The organism is Neisseria sp. 19428wB4_WF04, assembly GCF_015235335.1.
GTDB classification, from domain to species: domain Bacteria; phylum Pseudomonadota; class Gammaproteobacteria; order Burkholderiales; family Neisseriaceae; genus Neisseria; species Neisseria musculi.
The window spans coordinates 1-18,784 of sequence record NZ_JADGLG010000026.1 but is presented as its reverse complement, the minus strand read 5'-3'; the positions used below and the strand labels follow the sequence as shown (position 1 = coordinate 18,784).

General features: G+C 53.7%; 19 protein-coding genes. 7 read left to right on the top strand and 12 right to left on the bottom strand.

Features of this window, described 5'->3' with window-relative positions:
- The first annotated feature begins 105 nt into the window (after positions 1–105).
- A complete protein-coding gene (locus IR141_RS13840) occupies positions 106–231 on the top strand; it encodes a hypothetical protein (RefSeq protein ID WP_255518805.1) in 126 nt (41 codons plus the stop codon).
- Between the two features lie 153 nt (positions 232–384).
- On the opposite strand, the gene IR141_RS07205 is transcribed toward IR141_RS13840, so the two are convergent.
- From IR141_RS07205 to IR141_RS07190, 4 genes are all read right to left on the bottom strand, one after another.
- Complete coding sequence (locus tag IR141_RS07205) at positions 385–708, bottom strand: phosphoribosyl-ATP diphosphatase (RefSeq protein ID WP_135035244.1); 324 nt, start codon at positions 706–708, stop codon at positions 385–387.
- Between the two features lie 453 nt (positions 709–1,161).
- Positions 1,162–1,560, bottom strand: a complete 399-nt coding sequence (hisI, locus tag IR141_RS07200; protein WP_135035241.1) for a phosphoribosyl-AMP cyclohydrolase — start codon at positions 1,558–1,560, stop codon at positions 1,162–1,164.
- Between the two features lie 116 nt (positions 1,561–1,676).
- Positions 1,677–3,248: an AbgT family transporter gene (locus tag IR141_RS07195; RefSeq protein WP_135035238.1), complete on the bottom strand. Its 1,572-nt coding sequence runs from the start codon at positions 3,246–3,248 to the stop codon at positions 1,677–1,679.
- A 493-nt stretch (positions 3,249–3,741) separates the two neighbouring features.
- Entirely contained in the window at positions 3,742–4,764 is a 1,023-nt protein-coding gene (locus tag IR141_RS07190; protein WP_135035235.1) for an ABC transporter permease, read from the bottom strand.
- Positions 4,765–5,301: 537 nt separating this feature from the next.
- Here IR141_RS07190 and IR141_RS07185 point away from each other — a divergent pair.
- Positions 5,302–5,961, top strand: a complete 660-nt coding sequence (locus tag IR141_RS07185) for a YceI family protein (RefSeq protein WP_135035232.1) — start codon at positions 5,302–5,304, stop codon at positions 5,959–5,961.
- 208 nt (positions 5,962–6,169) lie between these two features.
- Here the strand turns inward: IR141_RS07185 and IR141_RS07180 are convergent, their stop codons facing one another.
- From IR141_RS07180 to amgK, 3 genes are all read right to left on the bottom strand, one after another.
- Positions 6,170–7,219 carry an ABC transporter permease subunit gene (locus IR141_RS07180; protein ID WP_135035284.1) on the bottom strand — a complete coding sequence of 350 codons (1,050 nt, stop codon included), beginning with the start codon at positions 7,217–7,219 and terminating at the stop codon, positions 6,170–6,172.
- Positions 7,220–7,355: 136 nt separating this feature from the next.
- Positions 7,356–7,640, bottom strand: coding sequence for a hypothetical protein (locus tag IR141_RS07175; RefSeq protein WP_135035229.1), 285 nt, complete (start codon positions 7,638–7,640; stop codon positions 7,356–7,358).
- Between the two features lie 228 nt (positions 7,641–7,868).
- Entirely contained in the window at positions 7,869–8,873 is a 1,005-nt protein-coding gene (gene amgK / locus IR141_RS07170; RefSeq protein WP_135035226.1) for an N-acetylmuramate/N-acetylglucosamine kinase AmgK, read from the bottom strand.
- Between the two features lie 71 nt (positions 8,874–8,944).
- On the opposite strand from amgK, the gene IR141_RS07165 reads away from it, so the two are divergent.
- The 5 genes from IR141_RS07165 (at position 8,945) to IR141_RS07145 (ending at position 15,161) form a co-directional block, all read left to right on the top strand.
- Positions 8,945–11,275, top strand: a complete 2,331-nt coding sequence (locus IR141_RS07165; protein WP_135035223.1) for an LPS-assembly protein LptD — start codon at positions 8,945–8,947, stop codon at positions 11,273–11,275.
- Positions 11,272–12,228, top strand: coding sequence for a peptidylprolyl isomerase (locus tag IR141_RS07160; protein ID WP_135035220.1), 957 nt, complete (start codon positions 11,272–11,274; stop codon positions 12,226–12,228). Before IR141_RS07165 ends, IR141_RS07160 begins: the two co-directional genes overlap by 4 nt.
- Before the next feature lie 215 nt (positions 12,229–12,443).
- The gene (locus tag IR141_RS07155) at positions 12,444–12,896 is read left to right on the top strand and encodes a MarR family winged helix-turn-helix transcriptional regulator (protein WP_135035216.1); all 453 of its coding nucleotides are present in this window, start codon (positions 12,444–12,446) and stop codon (positions 12,894–12,896) included.
- Complete coding sequence (locus IR141_RS07150; RefSeq protein ID WP_135035213.1) at positions 12,874–13,734, top strand: ABC transporter six-transmembrane domain-containing protein; 861 nt, start codon at positions 12,874–12,876, stop codon at positions 13,732–13,734. Before IR141_RS07155 ends, IR141_RS07150 begins: the two co-directional genes overlap by 23 nt.
- A 1,085-nt stretch (positions 13,735–14,819) precedes the next feature.
- Positions 14,820–15,161, top strand: coding sequence for a hypothetical protein (locus tag IR141_RS07145; RefSeq protein WP_135035210.1), 342 nt, complete (start codon positions 14,820–14,822; stop codon positions 15,159–15,161).
- Here IR141_RS07145 and IR141_RS07140 read toward each other — a convergent pair.
- The 5 genes from IR141_RS07140 to IR141_RS07125 form a co-directional block, all read right to left on the bottom strand.
- Entirely contained in the window at positions 15,158–15,355 is a 198-nt protein-coding gene (locus IR141_RS07140) for a hypothetical protein (RefSeq protein WP_135035208.1), read from the bottom strand. The genes IR141_RS07145 and IR141_RS07140 overlap by 4 nt on opposite strands.
- A gap of 10 nt (positions 15,356–15,365) precedes the next feature.
- Positions 15,366–15,500, bottom strand: a complete 135-nt coding sequence (locus tag IR141_RS13835; RefSeq protein WP_255518804.1) for a hypothetical protein — start codon at positions 15,498–15,500, stop codon at positions 15,366–15,368.
- 93 nt (positions 15,501–15,593) lie between these two features.
- Positions 15,594–16,031 (bottom strand): hypothetical protein, encoded by a 438-nt coding sequence (locus IR141_RS07135; protein WP_135035204.1) that lies wholly within the window; start codon positions 16,029–16,031, stop codon positions 15,594–15,596.
- Between the two features lie 791 nt (positions 16,032–16,822).
- On the bottom strand, positions 16,823–17,335 hold the full coding sequence (locus IR141_RS07130) for a hypothetical protein (RefSeq protein WP_135035201.1): 513 nt from the start codon (positions 17,333–17,335) through the stop codon (positions 16,823–16,825).
- Between the two features lie 287 nt (positions 17,336–17,622).
- The gene (locus tag IR141_RS07125; protein ID WP_135035198.1) at positions 17,623–18,258 is read right to left on the bottom strand and encodes a flavin prenyltransferase UbiX; all 636 of its coding nucleotides are present in this window, start codon (positions 18,256–18,258) and stop codon (positions 17,623–17,625) included.
- Positions 18,259–18,784 lie beyond the last annotated feature (526 nt).

Here is an 18,784-nt window from a genome sequence, read left to right as displayed (position 1 = left end):
CAATGAGATGCCACACGTTCGGATTCCCGACTGTGCGGGGGGCTTGCGAAGCCGGCGGCAGATAAACGGCCGCTTGAAACAGACGGCTTTCCCATAAGGAAAAATATGAAATCTATAGAACTTCCAACCTCCCGCAAACTGCCGGGCTTCTCGGTCGTGGAAGCGGCGGAACAATCGGCGGCGTTGCAGGGCAGCGTTGGCAGTATTTTGAAATCGGTAAACGGGATATAAACTTCTTATGATATTTTTTGAATGTTGCGAAGGCCTGGAAAAATGATTCTGTATGCTGCCGAAGCGGCGGCAGCATCGGTTTTGTATGATTTTTACTGTTTGTGGCCGGCGGCCTTGTTTCATTTGAATTTCAACCGCCGCCGCCCTGCCGTTTCAGTTTTCCTGCCGTGCCGCTTTTTCCGCCAGCCCCGACAGCCCTTGCCGGCGCGCAAGCTCTTTTATCACATCTTCCACCCGCAGCCCGTGGTGCGCCAGGAGCACTTGCGTGTGAAACCATAAATCGGCCACTTCATACACCAAATGCCCGCCGCCGCCGTCTTTCGAGGCCATCAGCACTTCGCCGGCCTCTTCAATCACTTTTTTCAGGATTTTGTCTTCTCCTTTGTGCAAAAGCCCGGCAACATAAGAGGTGTCGGGGTTCTGCCCCTTGCGGGAGTCAATCACGTTTTGGATTTCCGCCAAAATATCTGAAGTCATAATCTAATCTTTCATCGCTTTCTGCTATCATGCCAAACTGTTTCAGTGTTTGGCTGTTCGTTATCCTTGATGCTGAATTGAACCGGCAGTCTGCATTGACTATTTTTCCCTTCGGTTTGGAATGTTCCCGCCCGGGCTGTCTTTCCGGCTGCCTCGTCCAACCCGCGTTGTCCGCCCGATTCTGCAACTTCCACTTCATTATTTCATTTCCGGCAAACCGTTACCAATCATACCGCCCTGCCTTGCAGGCCTTTTTCAAGGGCTGCGCCGGGATACGGGGAGAAGGATTTGCTCCCGCCTGCTTGCGGGCAGGCTGCTGCACAGCCCTCTGCATTGCCGCTTCAGCCCCTGCCTGCCCCGCATACAAGCCTGCTGCCGACAGCAGGCAAAACAGGCAGACATACCGTTTCATTTCTGATACTTTAAAATAGTGAAAAATAAGAAAGGGTTGCCTTAATCTTTGGTCTGCCCGTAAATTTCCGTTTCGCTTTTCAGCACTGCATCCACCGTTTGCCACGCGCCGCCGCGCCACACGCGGTAAAAACAGCTTTCGCGGCCGGTGTGGCAGGCGATGCCGCCTGCCTGCCCGATTAACATCACCACCGCATCACCATCGCAGTCCAACCTCAACTCATGAACTTTTTGCGTATGCCCCGATTCTTCGCCTTTCATCCACTGTTTTCGGCGCGAACGGCTGTAATAATGGGCATAGCTGGTTTCAGCTGTTTTTTGCAGGGCTTCGGCATTCATCCACGCCACCATCAGCACGCGCAGGGTCTGCACGTCTTGCGCAATGGCGCACACCAAACCGTCTGCATCGAATTTCACGCCTTCCAACAATGTTTGCGGCATGATTTGTATTCCTTATCGATCGTTATGTTTCAAATGTTTAATCCGCACCGGCATGATAAGCAGTTCGGGCTTCAAACAAACCGTTTACAGCCCGAAATCCGATCGGCCCGGTATTTTTAAGGCTGGTAAAACAGCACCGAACCCGGCCCGAGCGGCCAGCCGAGTATGAACACCCATACATAAAATAACAGGCTCCAGCCGGTAATGAACACCACGGTATAAGGCAGCATCAGCGAAACCAACGTGCCCACGCCCGTGTCTTTTTTATAACGTATGGCCACAGCCAGCACCAACCCGAAAAACGGCATCATCGGCGTGATGATGTTGGTTACCGAATCGCCGATGCGGTAGGCCGCCTGAATGGTTTCGGGCGCGTAACCTGCCAGCATCAGCATCGGCACAAAAATCGGTGCCGTAACCGCCCACTGCGCAGAAGCAGAAGCAATCATCAGGTTAATCAGGCAGCAGATCACGATAAAGCAGATCAGCAATATGCCGCCGGTGAAGCCGGTTTCTTTCAGAAATTCCGACCCTTTCACCGCCATAATCGGCCCGAGGTTGCTCCAGTTGAAATAGGCCACAAACTGCGACACAAAAAACATCAGCACCAGATAAAGCGCCATCGAACGCATAGAATCGACCATGCCGCCCACTACTTCGGCGCTGCCCGACATCGTGCCGGCCACACGGCCGTATACCAATCCCGCCACAGCAAAAAACACGAAAATCAAAGCCACGATGCCCTGCAGAAAGGGAGAATTATCCAACCCGCCGGTTTGCGGGTTGCGCAGCGGCGCGTTTTCCGGCACCACGGCCAACGCAGTCAGCGCGGCAAGCAGCAACACTGCCGCCAATGCCGCGCGCAAGCCTTTTTTCTCGGCCGCCGAAAGCTGCTCGATATTTATGCTTTCGCTGTTTGCGCCTGTTTCAGCAGGATCGTAAACGCCAAGCCTGGGCTCGATGAATTTATCGGTAACCCAAAAACCCAGCAATGAAATCAATACCGCGCTGGCCGCCATAAAATACCAGTTGGCATAAGCGCCCACCACATAATCCGGCGCAATCAGCTGCGCGGCCTGCTGGGTGATGCCCGACAGAATCGGATCAACGGTGCCGATCAGCAGGTTGGCGCTGTAGCCGCCCGACACGCCGGCAAAAGCGGCCGTGATGCCGGCCAGCGGGTGCCGTCCGAGCGAATAAAAAACCATGCCTGCCAAAGGAATAATCACCACATAGCCCAACTCGCTGGCGATGTTCGACATCACGCCGGCAAACACCACCGCCAGCGTAACCAGATGCAGCGGTGCTTTAAGCACAATCGTGCGCATTGCCGCCGCAATCAGGCCTGATTTTTCGGCAATGCCCACGCCCAGCAGCGCCACCAGTGCCGTGCCCAGCGGCGCAAAACCGGTGAAATTGGATACCAGATTGGAAACGATTTTAGCCAGCCCTTCGCCATTGAGCAGGCTGACCACCCTGATGATGCCGTCTGCCGAACGCCCTGCCGCTCCTTCCGGGCGCGGGTCGGCCGCACTCACATCGAAGTAGGCACCCGCTGCCGAAAACACCAGCAGTGCCGCAATAAAGGCGATAAACAAAATAACCGGGTGCGGCAGAATGTTGCCGAGCCATTCAACCGTGTTTAAAAAACGGTTTAAAGCGGTTTGTTTGCTGTGTTTGCGCGACATGGTTTTGCTCCTGAGCCTGTTTCGGCCTATTTTCCGACAACCGCCGTGAAAACGGAAATAACCGGGCATTATTTGGAAATAGCCGTGAAATATATGCCTTTTTCGAAAAGCCGGGCAAGCCGGTGTTTTGCTGCACATACTGTTTGTGCCGTTATACACTGGATTGGTTCCGGCACCGGGCTGCACGCTGCAACAGCAGCGGAGCCGTTCGCAATAAGGCTGCCGGAAGGTATACGGGCGTTTCGGGCGGGGCTGCCGCTGCGCTGCCCCATGCAGAAAAAACAGAATCAGGCAGTCGGCAACATCAGTTTTTGATCACCCAAACAATCAACCCCGAGCCGCTGAGGCCGTCTGAAACGCAGCCGTGCCGTTTGCAGTATATTCTGCCTCAAGCCGAATCGATTTGCCGCGTTTTTCGGCAACGTCAGCCCCGGCAGGCTTGCGTGCGCACAGCGTTTTAAACGGCAAAAGCCCCGCCGCCTTTCAGACGGCCTCAGCTTTCCGCCCGCACATCAAACGCGTGACGCAGCCCTTCGCCTATCATCACCAACAGCAGCAGCATCACTGTGAGCGCGCCCACGGCAGACAACCCTATCCACCACGCATCCAAGTTGTCTTTGCCCTGCGCAAGCAATTCGCCCAGGCTGGCTTGGGAATCCGGCACCCCCAAGCCTAAAAAATCCAAACCGGTGAGCGCCAACACCGCGCCGGAAATACGAAACGGCAGAAATGCCAACACGGGCGTGAGGCTGTTGGGCAGGATGTGCCGCCACATGATTCGGCCGTCTGAAACGCCCATACTTTTAGCCGCCGCCACATAATCGGCCTGACGGTTTTTCAGAAACTCAGCGCGCACATAATCCGAAAGCCCCATCCAGCCGAACAGCGACAAAATCACCAACAACACCAACAGGCCGGGGTTGAAAAAAGACGACAAAATAATCAGCAGGTAAAGCTCGGGCAGGCCGCCCCAAATTTCAAGAAAACGCTGCATCAGCAAATCGACCCGTCCGCCGAAATAGCCCTGCACCGCACCTGCCGCCACGCCGATAACGGTGGTGATGAAGGTTAGCGCGAGCGCAAACAGCAGCGAATCGCGAAAGCCGTATACCAACCTGGCCAGCACATCGCGGCCGCGGTCGTCTGTGCCGAGCCAATGATGTTCAGACGGCCGGGCCGGGTCGGGCTGCGTGTCGGCTCCGTTTAAGGTATCGGCATCATAGGGATTGGGCGGATACACGGCATAATTGCCGCCGGTGGTGATATTGCGGCGCACCAGCGGGTCGGAATAATCGGCCGGCGTGTCGAAATCGCCGCCAAACTCGGTTTCGTTATAGGTGTTGGCCAGCGGAAAATAATAGCGGCCGCTGTATTTCACCCATAAGGGCTTATCGTTGCTCCACACCGGCGCCAGCAGCGCCGCCGCAAACAGCACCGAGAGCAGCAGCAGCGCCCGCCGGCCGCGTTTGTGCCGCCTGAATGCCCGCCATGCCTGCGATGAAAATATTTTCTGCATATCTTTTACCCAAAGGCCGTCTGAATCTTTCAAACACTACCACGCACAATCATACAATATACCGCCTCTGCAGACACGCCGAAGACCGCAGGTTTGGTTGTTATGAAAACGCCGTTTCCGAAAGGAAACCAGTTTCTGCAGAGCTAAAACTTATTTTATTTCGGTTCAGACGGCTTGGTTGAATATAAAACGCCCTGTTACCGGCATTCCCAACAGCCCGAAACGGGGTGTCGGGAACATTGCGCGGTTGGCCTTTCTTTGATATGCCGTTCATTTTTTATTAACAGTTTGATATTCAAATTTTTTTAACATCTCTGTTTTATCTTTATCGATTTTTTTCTAAAATCTGTAAGAAATTTTACATATCTCCATCTATTGTTTCATGATTGAAAAAATTCTTTCGGAATCTAAAACAGCTCCGTATGCCGGCCATCTGAAATGCCGCTCGGCAGGGGCAACTGCTCTGAAGAATATTTTTGATGATGGCTTTATTTTTTGAGTTTGATATTTTAGTCCAAATATAAGAAAGGTATGTTTATGTTTAAAAAAACACTTATTTTATCAACGTTTTTACTCACCCTCGCTGCCTGCTCCCCTTCCCAATCCAATAGCACGCAGGCCGGGCAGGCTGCCGCCGAATCGGCTGTTTCTTCGGTTCAGGAGCCGTCAGCATGGCATTCCTCCAGTGTCGATATCAGCTTCTTGAGCAGCAAAATCAACAAACAGCTCAACAGCATCACCGAGCAGTCGGGCTTTGGCGGCGCTCAGGCCACGCTGGGCAAAGAAGGGGATTTTAAAATGGATGTTGATTTGGGCAGCGTGAAAACAGGCATTGAAATCCGCGACCAACGCTTAAAAGACTGGGTTTTTGAAACCGCCCGGTTTGCCAAAGCAGAAATCAGCGCAAAAGTAGATGCAGAGGCCGTCAATAATTTGTCTGTAGGCGAAAGCATTCATTTCAAACAGCCTTTGGTGTTGAATATCCACGGCAAACAAATCAACTTGGAAGCCGATTTGTCCGCCCAACGCGTCAGTGCCGATAAAATGATGGTGTATACCTTAAGCCCCGTTGTGTTAGACACCAAAAGTATGGATATGGCGGATGGTGTGGCAAAATTGGTTGAAGTGATGGGCTTGAGCTCTATTGTCGAGCAGATTCCGGTATCGCTTCATGCGGAGTTTGTGCGCCGACAATAAAACGGCCTGAAGCCGGTTGAGGCTTCCGAAGTTTTTTCATTTCCATCTCCTTAAATCTCCTTAAAAGGCCGTCTGAAACATCCTTCATTCAGACGGCCTCTTTTTCATTTGCCGGCAGGTTTTATGTTTCGATGTTTCAGCACACAAGGTATGCCGAACATATCGAAGAGATGCTGCCGGCCCAAACAGCCATTTGATTCTCCGTTAATTATTTCTGCCCACCAAAATGAATGCGCGGATCCACCCAAGAATATGAAATATCCGACAGCAGTTTGGCCAGCAGCCCCATCAGGGTGAACACATACAGCGTGCCCATCACCACCGGATAATCGCGCTTCATCACCGCTTCATAAGAAAGCAGCCCCAAGCCGTCAAGCGAAAACAGGGTTTCGATCAGCAGGCTGCCGGTAAAAAACGCGCCGATAAAAGCGGCAGGAAAGCCCGTAACCAACGGAATCATGGCATTGCGCAACACGTGTTTCCACAAAATCTGCCGCTCGGGCAGGCCTTTGGCGCGGGCGGTGTAAACATATTGGCGGCGGATTTCTTCGAGAAACACGTTTTTGGTAAGCACCGTCATCACCGCCAGATTGCCGGCCACCGAAGCCGTTACCGGCAAGGCCATGTGCCAGAGGTAATCTTTGATTTTGGCTGCCGTGCCGAGCATTTCCCAGTCGTCGCCCACCAAACCGCCCTGCGGAAACCAAGCAAAAAAGCTGCCGCCGCCAAACAGCACCAGCAGCACCAAACCCAAAACAAACGGCGGCACGGTATAGCCGATTAACACCACCGCGCCCGATACCGCGTCAAACCGCGAACCATCGTGCACGGCTTTGGCAATACCCAGCGGAATACAAATCAAATAAGTGAGAAAAAACGTCCACAAACCCAAGCTCATCGACACCGGCATCTTTTCTTTCACCAGCTCGAACACGGTTTGATGGTGGAAAAAACTCTCGCCCAAATCAAAGCGCACAAAGCGGCCGACCATTTCGGCAAAGCGCGTAAGCGGCGGCTTGTCGAAACCGTATAAAGCATTGAGCGCGGCCATGTCTTCCGCGCTCAGGCGGCTGCCGTTTTTAAACATGCCGCCCGCTGCCGCCGCCGTTTCGCCGCCCGCACCGGTTTGGGTGAGCTGCTCTACCATCTGCTCCACCGGCCCGCCCGGCACAAACTGGATAACGGCAAACGTTACCGCCAAAATGCCCAACAACGTGGGCACCAGCAGCAGCAAGCGTTGGAAAATATAACGCCACATCACACTTCTCTTGATATAACGGTTTGCAAATGCAGGCATCTTATCAAGATTGAGGCCGTCTGAAAACGGCAGGCCGCAGCGTTGGAATACGCTGCGGCCCGGTTCTGCAAATGGGCGCAATGAAACCCGAAAACCGTTATTTGCAGTTTACGCCCTGGATTTTCGGCGTGTCGCCGTCGCCCACTTTAAATACGCACTTGGTGGCACTGCTGCCGGAAACGGTAAGGCTGCCGCCCGCCAAACTCAGGCTGACCGGCTCTTTCACCCCCATGCTTACGGCAGTGGCAGCGAGTTTCTGCACATTGTCTTGAGTGTAGGATGTGTTGTTGGAAGCCACTTTGATTTCTTTGGCTGCATAAACGTTGGCACTCAAAGCGAGCGCGGCAACGGCCGACAGGGCAAAGAATTTGGTTTGGTTCATGGAAGTTTTTCCTTTGATAATGGCGCGGCGTACGCGCCGGTGGGTGCAGAATAGGGGCAAAAGGCAGCGGTTGCAAGCGGCAGGGTGTTTTTTACGCTGCGCTGTTGTAATCCGGTGTGGGTTTGCAGTCAGTTTTAGCAATGCTGTGTTTGTTGTCCATCCAGCCTTTCAGACGGCCGTTCCGAATGCCCCGGCCGTCTGAAAAACAGTTTCGGAGCAGGCAGGGCGCTAGAAAGTAAAGCCCGTTTCCAACTCTTCATCGCCCACCAAATCCACCAGCAGCGCATACAGCGGCGCCAAATCGTGATAGCGGCGCGAGGTGCGGCGCAGATAATTTAAAAAGCGCGGGATTTCGGGGCGGTATTTGCCTTTGCCGTCGCGGTAATAGAGGCGCGCAAAAATGCCCGCCACTTTCAGATGGCGCTGCACGCCCATCCACTCAAACCAACGGTAAAATTCGTCAAACTGCTCCGGCACGGGCAGGCCGGCGGCGCGTGCTTTTTCCCAATAGCGGATAACCAAATCCAACACAAACTCTTCTTCCCATTCGATAAAGGCATCGCGCAAGAGTGACACCAAATCATAGGAAACCGGGCCGTAAAGCGCGTCTTGAAAATCGAGCACGCCCGGGCGGCCTTCGGCCAGCATCAGGTTGCGGACGATATAGTCGCGGTGCACATACACCTGCGGCTGTGCCAACAGGGGCGGCAGCAGCGTTTCAACGGTTTGGTTCCACCATCCGCTCTGCTTGAAATTCAGGGTTTTGCCCAGCTCTTTGGCCACAAACCATTCGGGAAACAGGTTGATTTCGCGCAGCATCACTTCGCGGCTGTATTCGGGCAGTTGGCCGGGGCGGCTGTTTTTCTGCAAAACCACCAGCTCGTCAATGGCTTCAAGCAGCAGTGCTTTATCGGCCGGCTCATTATCCGCCTGCTGCATGGCGGCCAAAAAAGTGGTGTTGCCCAAATCGTTTAACACCATAAAACCAAGCGTTTCATCCACATGCAAAACCTGCGGCACATTTATCATATCGAATAATTTCTGCACTTTCAGATAAGGCGCCACACTCATTTTATCGGGCGGCGCATCCATGCAGACAACCGTGCCGCCGTCTGAAAAAGCAGCGCGGAAATAACGCCGGAAATCTGCATCGGCGGCGGCAAAACTCAATTCAAAAGCCCGGTTCGGATAAACCTTTTCCAGCCAGTTTTTCAGTTCGGTTTGTCGTTGCATGATGGTTTTTTTGATTTTTCAGGTTAGAATAGCCGCTATTCTAACTGGCAAAACCGATTTAAGGTGAGACTTTGGCTCGTTTATTTTCATTAAAACCGGTGGCGCTCGCCCTGGGCATGGGTTTCGGCGCAGCGGCATCGGCGCAGGCTTCAGACGGCCTGCCGCTGGGCGATACCTGCCTGACATGTACGCCCGAAAAACTGAAAAACGCGGCAGCGGCATATGCCATACCGGAAATCGAACGCAGCGGCGGTCAACCGCTGCCCGCCGACTACACCCGCATAACCGCCGATTCGGTGGAGGGTCAAACCAACGTTAAAGTGCGTGCCGAAGGCGGTGTGATAATCGAGCGCAACGGCCAGATATTGAACGCGCAATGGGTGGATTACGACCAGGCAGCCGCAACCGTTACCGCCGGTGAAACTTTCGTGCTCTACCAAAACGGCACCACCGTTACCGGCGAAGGCGTGCAATACAATCTGGCCGAAGGCACCGGCACCGCGCACAACACCCGTTTGGAAAGCGAGCAAAACGGCCGCCGCCTCCAAAGCGTGAGCAAAACCGCCGAAATGCAGGGCAACGGCCGCTACAAACTGACCAACACCCGATTCAACACCTGTTCGCCCGGAGACGCGGGCTGGTATATCAAAGCCAAAAGCATCGAGGCCGACCAAAACACCGGCATCGGCGTGGCCAAAGGCGCTTCGCTGGTGTTCGGCGGTGTGCCCGTTCTCTACACGCCGTGGGCGGATTTTCCGCTCAACGGCAACCGCAAAAGCGGCCTGTTGGTTCCCACTGTCGGCCTCGGTTCAGACGGCCTGGAGCTGGATCTGCCCTATTACCTGAACCTTGCACCCAATTACGATGCCACCATCACCCCCGGCGTTATCGGCAGCCGCGGCGCGCGCATCGGCGGCCAGTTCCGCTATCTGCAGCCGAAATACGCCGGCCAAATCGAAGGCACCTGGATGCCCGATGACCGCAAAAGCGAACACAGCAACCGCTACCAGTTTAAGTTGAACCACAACCAGCAGTTCACTTCCAAGCTCAGCGGCGGAATCGACTATAACCGCGTTTCCGACAACAATTACTACCGCGATTTCTACGGCCAAGACGACATCGCCACCAATGTCAATCTCAACCGCCAAGTTTGGCTGAACTATAACGACACTTTATGGAATGGCGCGTTCGATGGCCACTTCACCGTGCAGAAATACCAAACGCTGGCCAATATCTACGGCTATAAAGACGAACCCTACGCCATCATGCCGCGCCTGCAGGGCGCTTGGAACAAAAACATCGGCAATGCCCAAATAGACGTATTCGGCCAATTCACACGCTTTGACCACAACAGCAAACAATCGGGCAAACGCGTGGTGGTCAAACCCAGCGTGAAATGGAACTTCCACAACTCATGGGGTTATATCCGCCCGAAAATCGGCGTACATTCGGCATATTACGATTTGGAAGCATTCGGCGGCAAACCTTCCCGCACCGCCGGCCTTACCCTGCCGGTGTTCAACATCGACAGCGGCATGACTTTCGAGCGCAAAACTGCGTTTTTAGGAAGCAGTTATCTGCAAACGCTGGAACCGCGCCTGTTTTACAACTACATCCCCACCAAATCGCAAAACGACCTGCCCAACTTCGACACCTCTGAAAACAGTTTCAGCTACGACCAACTCTTCCGTGAAAACCTCTATTCGGGCAACGACCGCGTCAATTCGGCCAACAGCGTTTCCACCGCTGTGCAAACCCGCCTGCTCAACCCCCGCAGCGGTGCCGAACTGTTTCGCGCCGGCATCGGCCAAAAATTTTACCTGAAAAACGATAACGTCCAGCCCGATGGCAACATCGGCCGCTACCCGCGCAACCGTTCCGACTGGGTGGCATTTGCCAACGGCCAAATCACCGACAGCATCCGCATCGACACCGATATCCACTACAACCAAAACGAAAGCCGTGCCCAAAGCTATTCGGCCGCCCTGCTCTATCATCCCGGCCCCGGCAAAGTATTAAGTGCGCGTTATAAATACGGCCGCAACGAAAGAATCTACCTGCAAGACAACGGCGTATATTTATACGACAAAATCCGCCAGATAGACTTGGCCGCCCAATGGCCGCTTACCCGAAACCTTTACGCCGTTGCCCGCTATAATTATGAGATGCAGGGCAGAAAACCGATTGAAATGCTCGCCGGCCTCGAATATAAAAGCGGCTGCGGCTGCTGGAGTGCCAGCGTTGTCGGCCAACGCTACGCAACCGGTCTGAACAGCACCAAAAACGCCGTATTTTTCAACCTGCAGTTGAAAGACTTAAGCAATATCGGCAACAACCCCTTCGAAAAACTGCGCTTGGCCGTTCCCGGCTACAGCAAAACCAACGAGGTAGTCAAACCATGAATTTCAAACCCCTGATGCTGGCCGCCGCTCTCGGCTTTGCCCTGCAAACTGCACCAGCCGCCGAAATCAAGCAGGTAGACGGCATTGCCGCCGTGGTCGGCAACGAAGTCATCACCCAGCGCGATGTGCGCCAAGGCATGGCCGAAGCCCGCAGCCGCTTGGGCAAAAATGTTAATGAAGCCGAACTGCGTACCCAGGTGTTGCAGCAGCTGATCAACCAATCACTGATCGTTCAGGCCGGCAAACGCCGCAACATCACCGCCGGCAATGCCGAAATCGATGCTGCCTTAAGCGATATCGCCCAATCCCGCAGAACCACTATCGAGGGTCTTTATGCCCAAGCCGCCCAAAGAGGCGTGAGCAAAGCCGCCGTGCGCCGCAGCGTTGCCGACAGCATCATCACCCAAAAAGTGCGCCAGCAGGCCGTGATGCAGCAAAGCCGCGTGAGCGATGCCGAAATAGACAGCATGATTGCCCACGCCAAGCAGCAAGGCGCCGCCCTGCCGCAAGGCGAGCCTCCGCGCCAATACCGCGCCCAGCACATTCTGCTGAAAGCCGAAAACGCCAACGCCGCCAAAGCCGCTGAAAGCGGTATCCGGAAAATCTACAACCAGGCACGCAGCGGTAACGATTTTGCCGCCCTGGCCCGCCAATATTCGCAAGACGGCAGCGCAGCCGGCGGCGGTGATTTGGGCTGGTTTTCAGACGGCCAAATGGTGCCCGAGTTTGAAAATGCCGTACACAGCCTGAAACCCGGCCAAATCAGCCGCCCCGTGCGCAGCCAGTTCGGCTGGCACATCATCAAACTGAACGATGTGCGCGAAGCAGGCACTCCCGAAGAACGGCAGCGTGAAGCCGTACGCCAATATATCGCCCGCCAAAAAGCCGAGCAGGCCACCGCCAACCTGCTCAAAGAACTGCACGAAAACGCTTATGTAGAAATCCGCCGCTGATCAGCCTGCAACATACGGCAGCAACCGCGGCAACCAGGCCGTCTGAAAATTTTCAGACGGCCTGTTGTTTCCCTGTTATCGGTATCCATTCAAATCAAAAACCTGTTTCCGCCGTTTTAGTTTGATAAGACTTTGTCGGGTTAGGCCAACAGTCTTTCTAAAAGTACAATATCAGACTATAATAGTACTATATTGTACATTATCAACGCACCATCATGAACCCTTCCCCTTTCGATGCCCTTGCCGAAACCTGCGCCACATTATTGGATGTTTACGTCCGATGGGCAAAACAGCGCGGCTTGAGCGCCAATGAATTTTTCGTGTTATACCAAATCGGCCGGCACGGCTCGGCCACGCCCAAAGAAATCGGCGAAGAATGGCATTTGCCCAAACAAACCGTGTCATTCGTCTGCAGGCAGTTGGCAGAAAAAGGCTGGCTGCGCACGGAAGCCGACCCGCACGACAAACGCAGCAAGCGGCTGTTTTTAAGCGAAGCGGGCGCAAGCCGCACCCTGCCGATGGTTGCCGCGCTTCACGCGCTGGAAACACAAACCGCCGAACTGTTCGGCTTGGAAAAATTAAACCAATTAATCAAGCAGCTTCAACATTTGCAGCTCGTTTTCACCCAACAGGCAGAATGGAATCATGGCAATCAAAGCAACCGATAATTGGCAGGTGCTCAAATACCTTGCCCGCCACAATCAAAAACGCCTGCTGTTCACATTCGGCCTGGTGGCGGCGGAAAACATCCTCTATCTGACCTACCCCTTGTTTTCCGCATTCGCCATCGATGCAATGGTGCGCGGAGAAATATTCAAAGCATTGTTATACAGCGTATTCGTGTTGGCCGCGTGGAGCTTGGGCGCACTGCGGCGCAGCGTGGATACGCGCGTGTTTGCCAGAATGTATGCCGATTTAACCGTGCCCGTGATTATGCGCCAACGTGCGCAAGGTGCAGACACCTCAGCCATCAGCGCACGGGTGATGTTGTCGCGCGAATTGGTGGATTTTTTTGAAATCCATTTGCCCACATTGATTATGTCCGGCTTCTCTTTGATCGGCGCGGGCATAATGCTGCTGTTTTTAGAATTTTGGGCAGGCGCGGCCGCAGCGGCCGTATTGCTGGTATTCGGCCTGATGCTGCCGCGCTACGCCCAAACCAACGACAGCCTCTACGCCCGCCTAAACAACCGCCTGGAAAAAGAAGTCTGCCAGATTGAAAGCGCCGGCCGCGAGCAGCTGCAAAGGCATTACCGATACACGGCACGCTTGCGTATCCGCCTGTCTAACCGGGAAGCACTGGGCTTTTTATGGATAGGCGTGGCCATGGCGGTCGTGTTCGGCACAGCGGTTGTACAGTTGGGCAGCCGCACCGTAAGCGCGGGGCACATCTATGCGGTGATGACGTATTTGTGGACATTTGCCGTTGCATTAGACGACGGCCCGCGCCTGCTGGAAGAATTTTCCAAATTAAAAGACATCGAAAAACGGGTGGATACCGAATAACCATAACGCAAACAATATATTGAATCATCAACGCCGTTTGCGTATCCAACCGGCAACCAAGCCGTGCCCTGCTTTTGCGGGCACTTTTGTATTCGGGGTTGTTTATTTTCAGCATTATTTGTTGATATTGTGAAACCGTAACGGGGTTTGTCGTATTCCGTTTGGTTTTCCCGGCTTTCAGACGGCCGGGAAAGGCGTTCAAACGGTACGCATACGCAGTCGATGCCGGCATACGGTGCCCCCCGTGCCCGACTCCTGCCTGAGTTGGAAATGCGCGGCCTGCCGTTTATGGCGGTGCCTGATAGATTTTGCTTGGAGTCAAACCCAAGATGGGCTGCCGGTTGGCGGGCTGTTCTTGATGTCAGCCGTTATGGCCGGCGAAAGTACGGCGGCGTTTACTTGGCGGGACTTTGTTTGGGATCGAGCCCGGTAATGTGCAGTCTGCCGTTTATGGCGGTGCCTGATAGATTTTGCTTGGAGTCAAACCCGAGATGGGCTGCCGGTTGGCGGACTGTTCTCGATGTCAGCCGTTATGGCCGGCGAAAGTACGGCGGCGTTTCCGCCCGTGCCCGCGATGGTTTTCAGACGGCCGCGGGCTTGGTTGTATGCAGGATTTCAGCGGTAACGGGCTTTGGGTTCCCCGGCCGAAGCGGCAGGCCGTTTGCCCAATGGTTGCTTTAAACATCCCCACCGGTGCGGGCATTTCGGCATTGGCGCCATCGTTTGACACGTTGAAAGGCTTCAAATCCAGTTTGGGCCCCTGTCCAAAGGACCGCCTTCCGCACAGGCCGTCTGAAAGCTTTTAGGATTTCAGACGGCCACATAATACAATTAAGAGGCATGTTAAGATAAGTGTGAACCTATACGCTGTAGAACCGCTACCCCGCTTTAAAATGAGCCAAAACAAGCCGTAGTTCGTATCAGCATGATGGTGCGGACGATGCCGCCATTATTTTGAAAGTGGATCGGCTTATGGGGAAAAATCTGTTTCCGGCGGGCTGCAGACAACAGAGGAATACAGATCCGCTCTGTTGCTGCTTTGAGGGTGTATAAAACCATTATTTTTACACTAAGACGCAGAAGTAATGAGCCATGCTTCTCCTCAGGCATTGCTGCCGGGCATATTACCACGAGCTTTGCATTGTTCGGCGGATTCGAAACTGCAGCGCTGCTGTTCGGTTTTCAAATCCAGTGGCGCGGGCACAAGTCGGCCGTTTTCCATGGCTACCGCTGGTGAAACAGCGGCTGTTGGTGTGGCGAAGGGCTCTCGCGGCTATTCTGTGCCTTTACGCCTATGCCCGCTTCCGGCGGGGTGCAGCCCGCATATCTGCAAGATGCTGTTTTCTATTATAAAAATTAAAAAGCACTTTTTATGGCAAAAAATGTCATTGAAAAGCGCTTTATACCGTGTATTTTTAGCATTTTAGGGCGTAACCAAACGGCATCCTTGCTGATAGATACACTCGATCACGGTTGCAGAGAGTGCGGCGGGCGGCGAGACGGCGTTTTGCTGCCGAGCGGCGCGTGTGGAGCTGGCATTGGATGCACCGCTGCCATGATGGGGAGCGGCAACACAGCCGCCGGGCAGCAGCGCAAAACAAACGAGCAGTTTCAGGTTCATGGTTTTATCCTTATCGCAGGGTTTTGGTGGCATTGGCGCAACTTTCGCCCGCGCTTCCTCTGGTTTCACGGCTTCGCGGGTTTACCGCGCTGTCGGCGCGGCAGTTGGCAAGCGCTGCCGCCTCGGCTTGTTCTTTGGTATGCACAACGGCCGCCGAGGGATAAAATCGCTTGCCGCGTCCGTTGCGCAATTTACCGGCCACTACCGCACCGCACATGTTGCGGTAGGCAAAGAGCGGTCAGCAGCTCTCATGAGCGTGCGCACCGCTGTCAAAGCACAAGCGTTGAGCATTTTTGGCGGCGGCACCGGCATCGGAGAGGCTGTCGTAGCCGACCGTGCCGGGTGAGGAGCCGTTGTCGGCAAAAGCGTTAGAATTCAAGCCGATGTAAATAAAGCCGAAGTTGCCGGCAGGATGCCATTGCGGGCGCAAGTGTTGCGGAACAATTCCCTGCGCGGCGGTTTGTTGTGCTTTCGCCTGTCCGCCGGACGAGTGCGAGGTGTTTTGCCAACAGCCATAACCGTGGATATCACCGCAATGTGTGAGATTGTGCTGTATTTGCCCCATGAGCTGCCGCTGTTGGAATTGTTGTTCCTGGTAAGCGGCCTGCCGGCTTTGCAGAACGTGCGCGGGCGTATTCTGCGCGAGTGCCGCCAGCGGGGATAACGCGAGAAACATCAGGAGTTTTTTTATGTTTTATCCTTTTATTTTTATAATGTTTTTCAGCGGAATCGGTATTTCATTATAGTAAAAAATGACGATATGAAGCACTCAGCATTGCTTGTTTGTTTGATGGCCGCAAGCCTGGCAGCCGCAGTGGATATTGGAGTGCGCGGTGATTATATTGTTGGCGGAAATCATCGGTGATGCAGTCGGAGGGATTGACCGCCGGGTTGTGCCGGCTGCATTGCAGGGTATCTTGCATGGCGGCGGTGATGTATTCGTTATCGATGCCGGCTGAAAAAGTAGCCGGCCTTCCCGCATAAACCGGCTCTTTAAAAAGTAACTTTATGAAAAGGTAACTTTATCTGCCGAAAGCATAACGCAGTAATGGCTGTAGCGGCCGGCGCAAGTATAGGCAGGTTTGGCTGGGCAACTGGAGCAAATCGCTGCCGTGGACATTGCCGTTGAAATCAGCCTTGCCGGATGCCATTAAAACCGACATTTGCCATTCTTGTTGGCATTTTGTTTGAATCTATATGCCCATCATTACTGCTTCTTGATCGCTTGATGGTTAGTAGGCCGTCTGAAAAAGCTGTACATCGCGCCGTTGCGGCAATGCGGCGTTATATTGAATCAGTGAATCCGCTTTATTTTGGTTTCGGCGTGGCCGTGCCTTGCCGCACAGGCTGTAATGTTTGCAGCCTGCTTTACTGAGAATGTGTGAATCCGCCATCCCTGCAAACAAGATACCGACTACGCCTGCCCGCTATGCTGCCCTACCAAACATTTCAATCATGTGTTGATGGTTAAATCTCAAAAACAGGCAACTGTTTTTTCAAGGCCAAGCTGTTGGCAACGATATTGCCACAGTCGTGCATGCTGCACTCGGTTTCCGCAATCAGCAGATTGGCGGGGCGGCCTGCATGCAGGCTCATGCGGATTTCGGCAGGAACAAACGGCAGTTTGCGGCACGCGGCAAAAGCGGCGGCACGGCGGTTGGCCGATTTGAGCATAGGCATGAGGGTAACATCGAGATGGAAACGGCGCACCCCCAAAACAAGGATTCGGGCGGCAAACCAATCGGCTTCTTCGGTAAATACAGCAGGGCTGCGGCTGTCAAAATCATAACGCATGGCGGCAATCAGCGCGGCAACGGTGCGGATTTGCGGCAGCAGTGCCTCACTCACTTGGATACCCTCGGTTTCCGGCAATGGGGCTGCGCATAAATCGTTGCGGTGGCCGTTGCCGTCCACAACCAGATGGAGGCGGTGTAAAACGGCAGATTGTGTGTGTGCGGTGCAGGCGACGGCGGTTTTCATATTTTGCTCCTGTTCAGTATTTTTTATCTGTTTACAGGCGGCGGGGTTTGTTAAAACCAACAAAAAAGCCGCCTGAGAAATCGGGCGGCTCTGTTTCGCATTTGCTTAAAATTTATCTGTTTCAGACAAGCGCAAAAAAGTACCGCACGTTTGTGGGGTACCAATAAAAATAAGCAAAGGGGCGAATGTTTGAAGTGTTCATGCGGTCAATTTAAAACAAAGCGTTGGAAATTGTCAATACCCATTGTGAAAATACTGCAATAATTTTGATAATTTTTTTGTAATAACTATATTTTATTTTCTCCCCATTTCGGTATCAGGGTATGCGGAATACGCAGTTGGTCGAGAATACGCGCCACCACAAAATCCACCAAATCGCCAACCGATTGCGGATGGTGGTAAAAACCCGGGGCAGGCGGCACAACCACCGCCCCCAAACGTGCAAGCGTTAAAAGGTTTTCGAGATGCAGCGCCGACAAAGGGGCTTCACGCGGCACCACCACCAGCGGGCGGCGCTCTTTCAAACACACATCGGCAGCACGTTCGATTAAATGGTCGGAAGTGCCGTGTGCCACCGCCGCCACCACACCCATGCTGGCCGGGCAGATAATCATGGCATCGGCGGGATTGGTGCCTGAAGCAGGCGGCGCAAACCACTCGTCTTTGCCGAACACCCGCAATTGCTGCTCCGAAACGCCGTATTTTCCACATAAAAATGCTTGGCAGACCGAAGGCGATGAGGGCAGGGAAAGGCCTGACTCCTGCTGTGCCACCACCTGTGCAGCCTGGGAATACAGCAACCACACGGTTTTACCGCTTTGCAGCAGGCATTCGAGCAGGCGGATGCCGTAAGGCATGCCCGATGCACCGGTGAAGGCCAAGGTAACGGTTTGTATTGGTAGCGGATGCGGCTGAATAGTCATAGACGGCTTTTGCTTATAAAAGCAGTTATTATAATACGGGTTGCGTTTTCAGACGGCCTGCCGATTTCTGTATCACACCGACAGTATATCGAATCATCAACGCCGTTTGCGTATCCAACCGGCAACCAAGCCGTGCCCTGCTTTTGCGGGGCGCTTTCGTATTTGGTATTGTTTATTTTCAGCATTATTTATTGACATTGTGAAACCGTAACGGGATTTATCGTATTCCGTTTGGTTTTCCGGCAGGCAGAAAGCGGCGGCGGCTGAGGCAGATTTTCTCAATTCCACACCCAAATCGGATAAACTCAAACCGCTGCCGTTTTCAGACGGCAACGTACCGAGACCGCGCCCGATACCCTTGGCAACAGAAGAAATCGCACCACCCCCGGCAAATTATCCTTGGTGTACGTTCAGCTCCAATGCGGTTGCAGATTTTTTGTGCGAAGTGGAAAACGCATTCAGTTTTGCGCTTTGTTTTGCCGCTCCGCTTTCAAACCTTTCATGAGTCGGGCAATTGCTTGTTTTG

Coding starts and splice junctions, on each gene's coding strand:
- IR141_RS07160 (WP_135035220.1), top strand. CDS start 11,272: ATGAATTTCAAACCCCTGATGCTGGCCGCCGCTCTCGGCTTTGCCCTG.
- IR141_RS07150 (WP_135035213.1), top strand. CDS start 12,874: ATGGCAATCAAAGCAACCGATAATTGGCAGGTGCTCAAATACCTTGCC.
- IR141_RS13840 (WP_255518805.1), top strand. CDS start 106: ATGAAATCTATAGAACTTCCAACCTCCCGCAAACTGCCGGGCTTCTCG.
- IR141_RS07185 (WP_135035232.1), top strand. CDS start 5,302: ATGTTTAAAAAAACACTTATTTTATCAACGTTTTTACTCACCCTCGCT.
- IR141_RS07175 (WP_135035229.1), bottom strand. CDS start 7,640: ATGAACCAAACCAAATTCTTTGCCCTGTCGGCCGTTGCCGCGCTCGCT.
- IR141_RS07135 (WP_135035204.1), bottom strand. CDS start 16,031: ATGTTTCTCGCGTTATCCCCGCTGGCGGCACTCGCGCAGAATACGCCC.
- IR141_RS07155 (WP_135035216.1), top strand. CDS start 12,444: ATGAACCCTTCCCCTTTCGATGCCCTTGCCGAAACCTGCGCCACATTA.
- IR141_RS07195 (WP_135035238.1), bottom strand. CDS start 3,248: ATGTCGCGCAAACACAGCAAACAAACCGCTTTAAACCGTTTTTTAAAC.
- IR141_RS07180 (WP_135035284.1), bottom strand. CDS start 7,219: ATGTGGCGTTATATTTTCCAACGCTTGCTGCTGCTGGTGCCCACGTTG.
- hisI (WP_135035241.1), bottom strand. CDS start 1,560: ATGCCGCAAACATTGTTGGAAGGCGTGAAATTCGATGCAGACGGTTTG.
- IR141_RS07130 (WP_135035201.1), bottom strand. CDS start 17,335: ATGAAAACCGCCGTCGCCTGCACCGCACACACACAATCTGCCGTTTTA.
- IR141_RS07125 (WP_135035198.1), bottom strand. CDS start 18,258: ATGACTATTCAGCCGCATCCGCTACCAATACAAACCGTTACCTTGGCC.
- amgK (WP_135035226.1), bottom strand. CDS start 8,873: ATGCAACGACAAACCGAACTGAAAAACTGGCTGGAAAAGGTTTATCCG.
- IR141_RS07205 (WP_135035244.1), bottom strand. CDS start 708: ATGACTTCAGATATTTTGGCGGAAATCCAAAACGTGATTGACTCCCGC.
- IR141_RS07190 (WP_135035235.1), bottom strand. CDS start 4,764: ATGCAGAAAATATTTTCATCGCAGGCATGGCGGGCATTCAGGCGGCAC.
- IR141_RS07140 (WP_135035208.1), bottom strand. CDS start 15,355: ATGAACCTGAAACTGCTCGTTTGTTTTGCGCTGCTGCCCGGCGGCTGT.
- IR141_RS07145 (WP_135035210.1), top strand. CDS start 14,820: ATGAGCCATGCTTCTCCTCAGGCATTGCTGCCGGGCATATTACCACGA.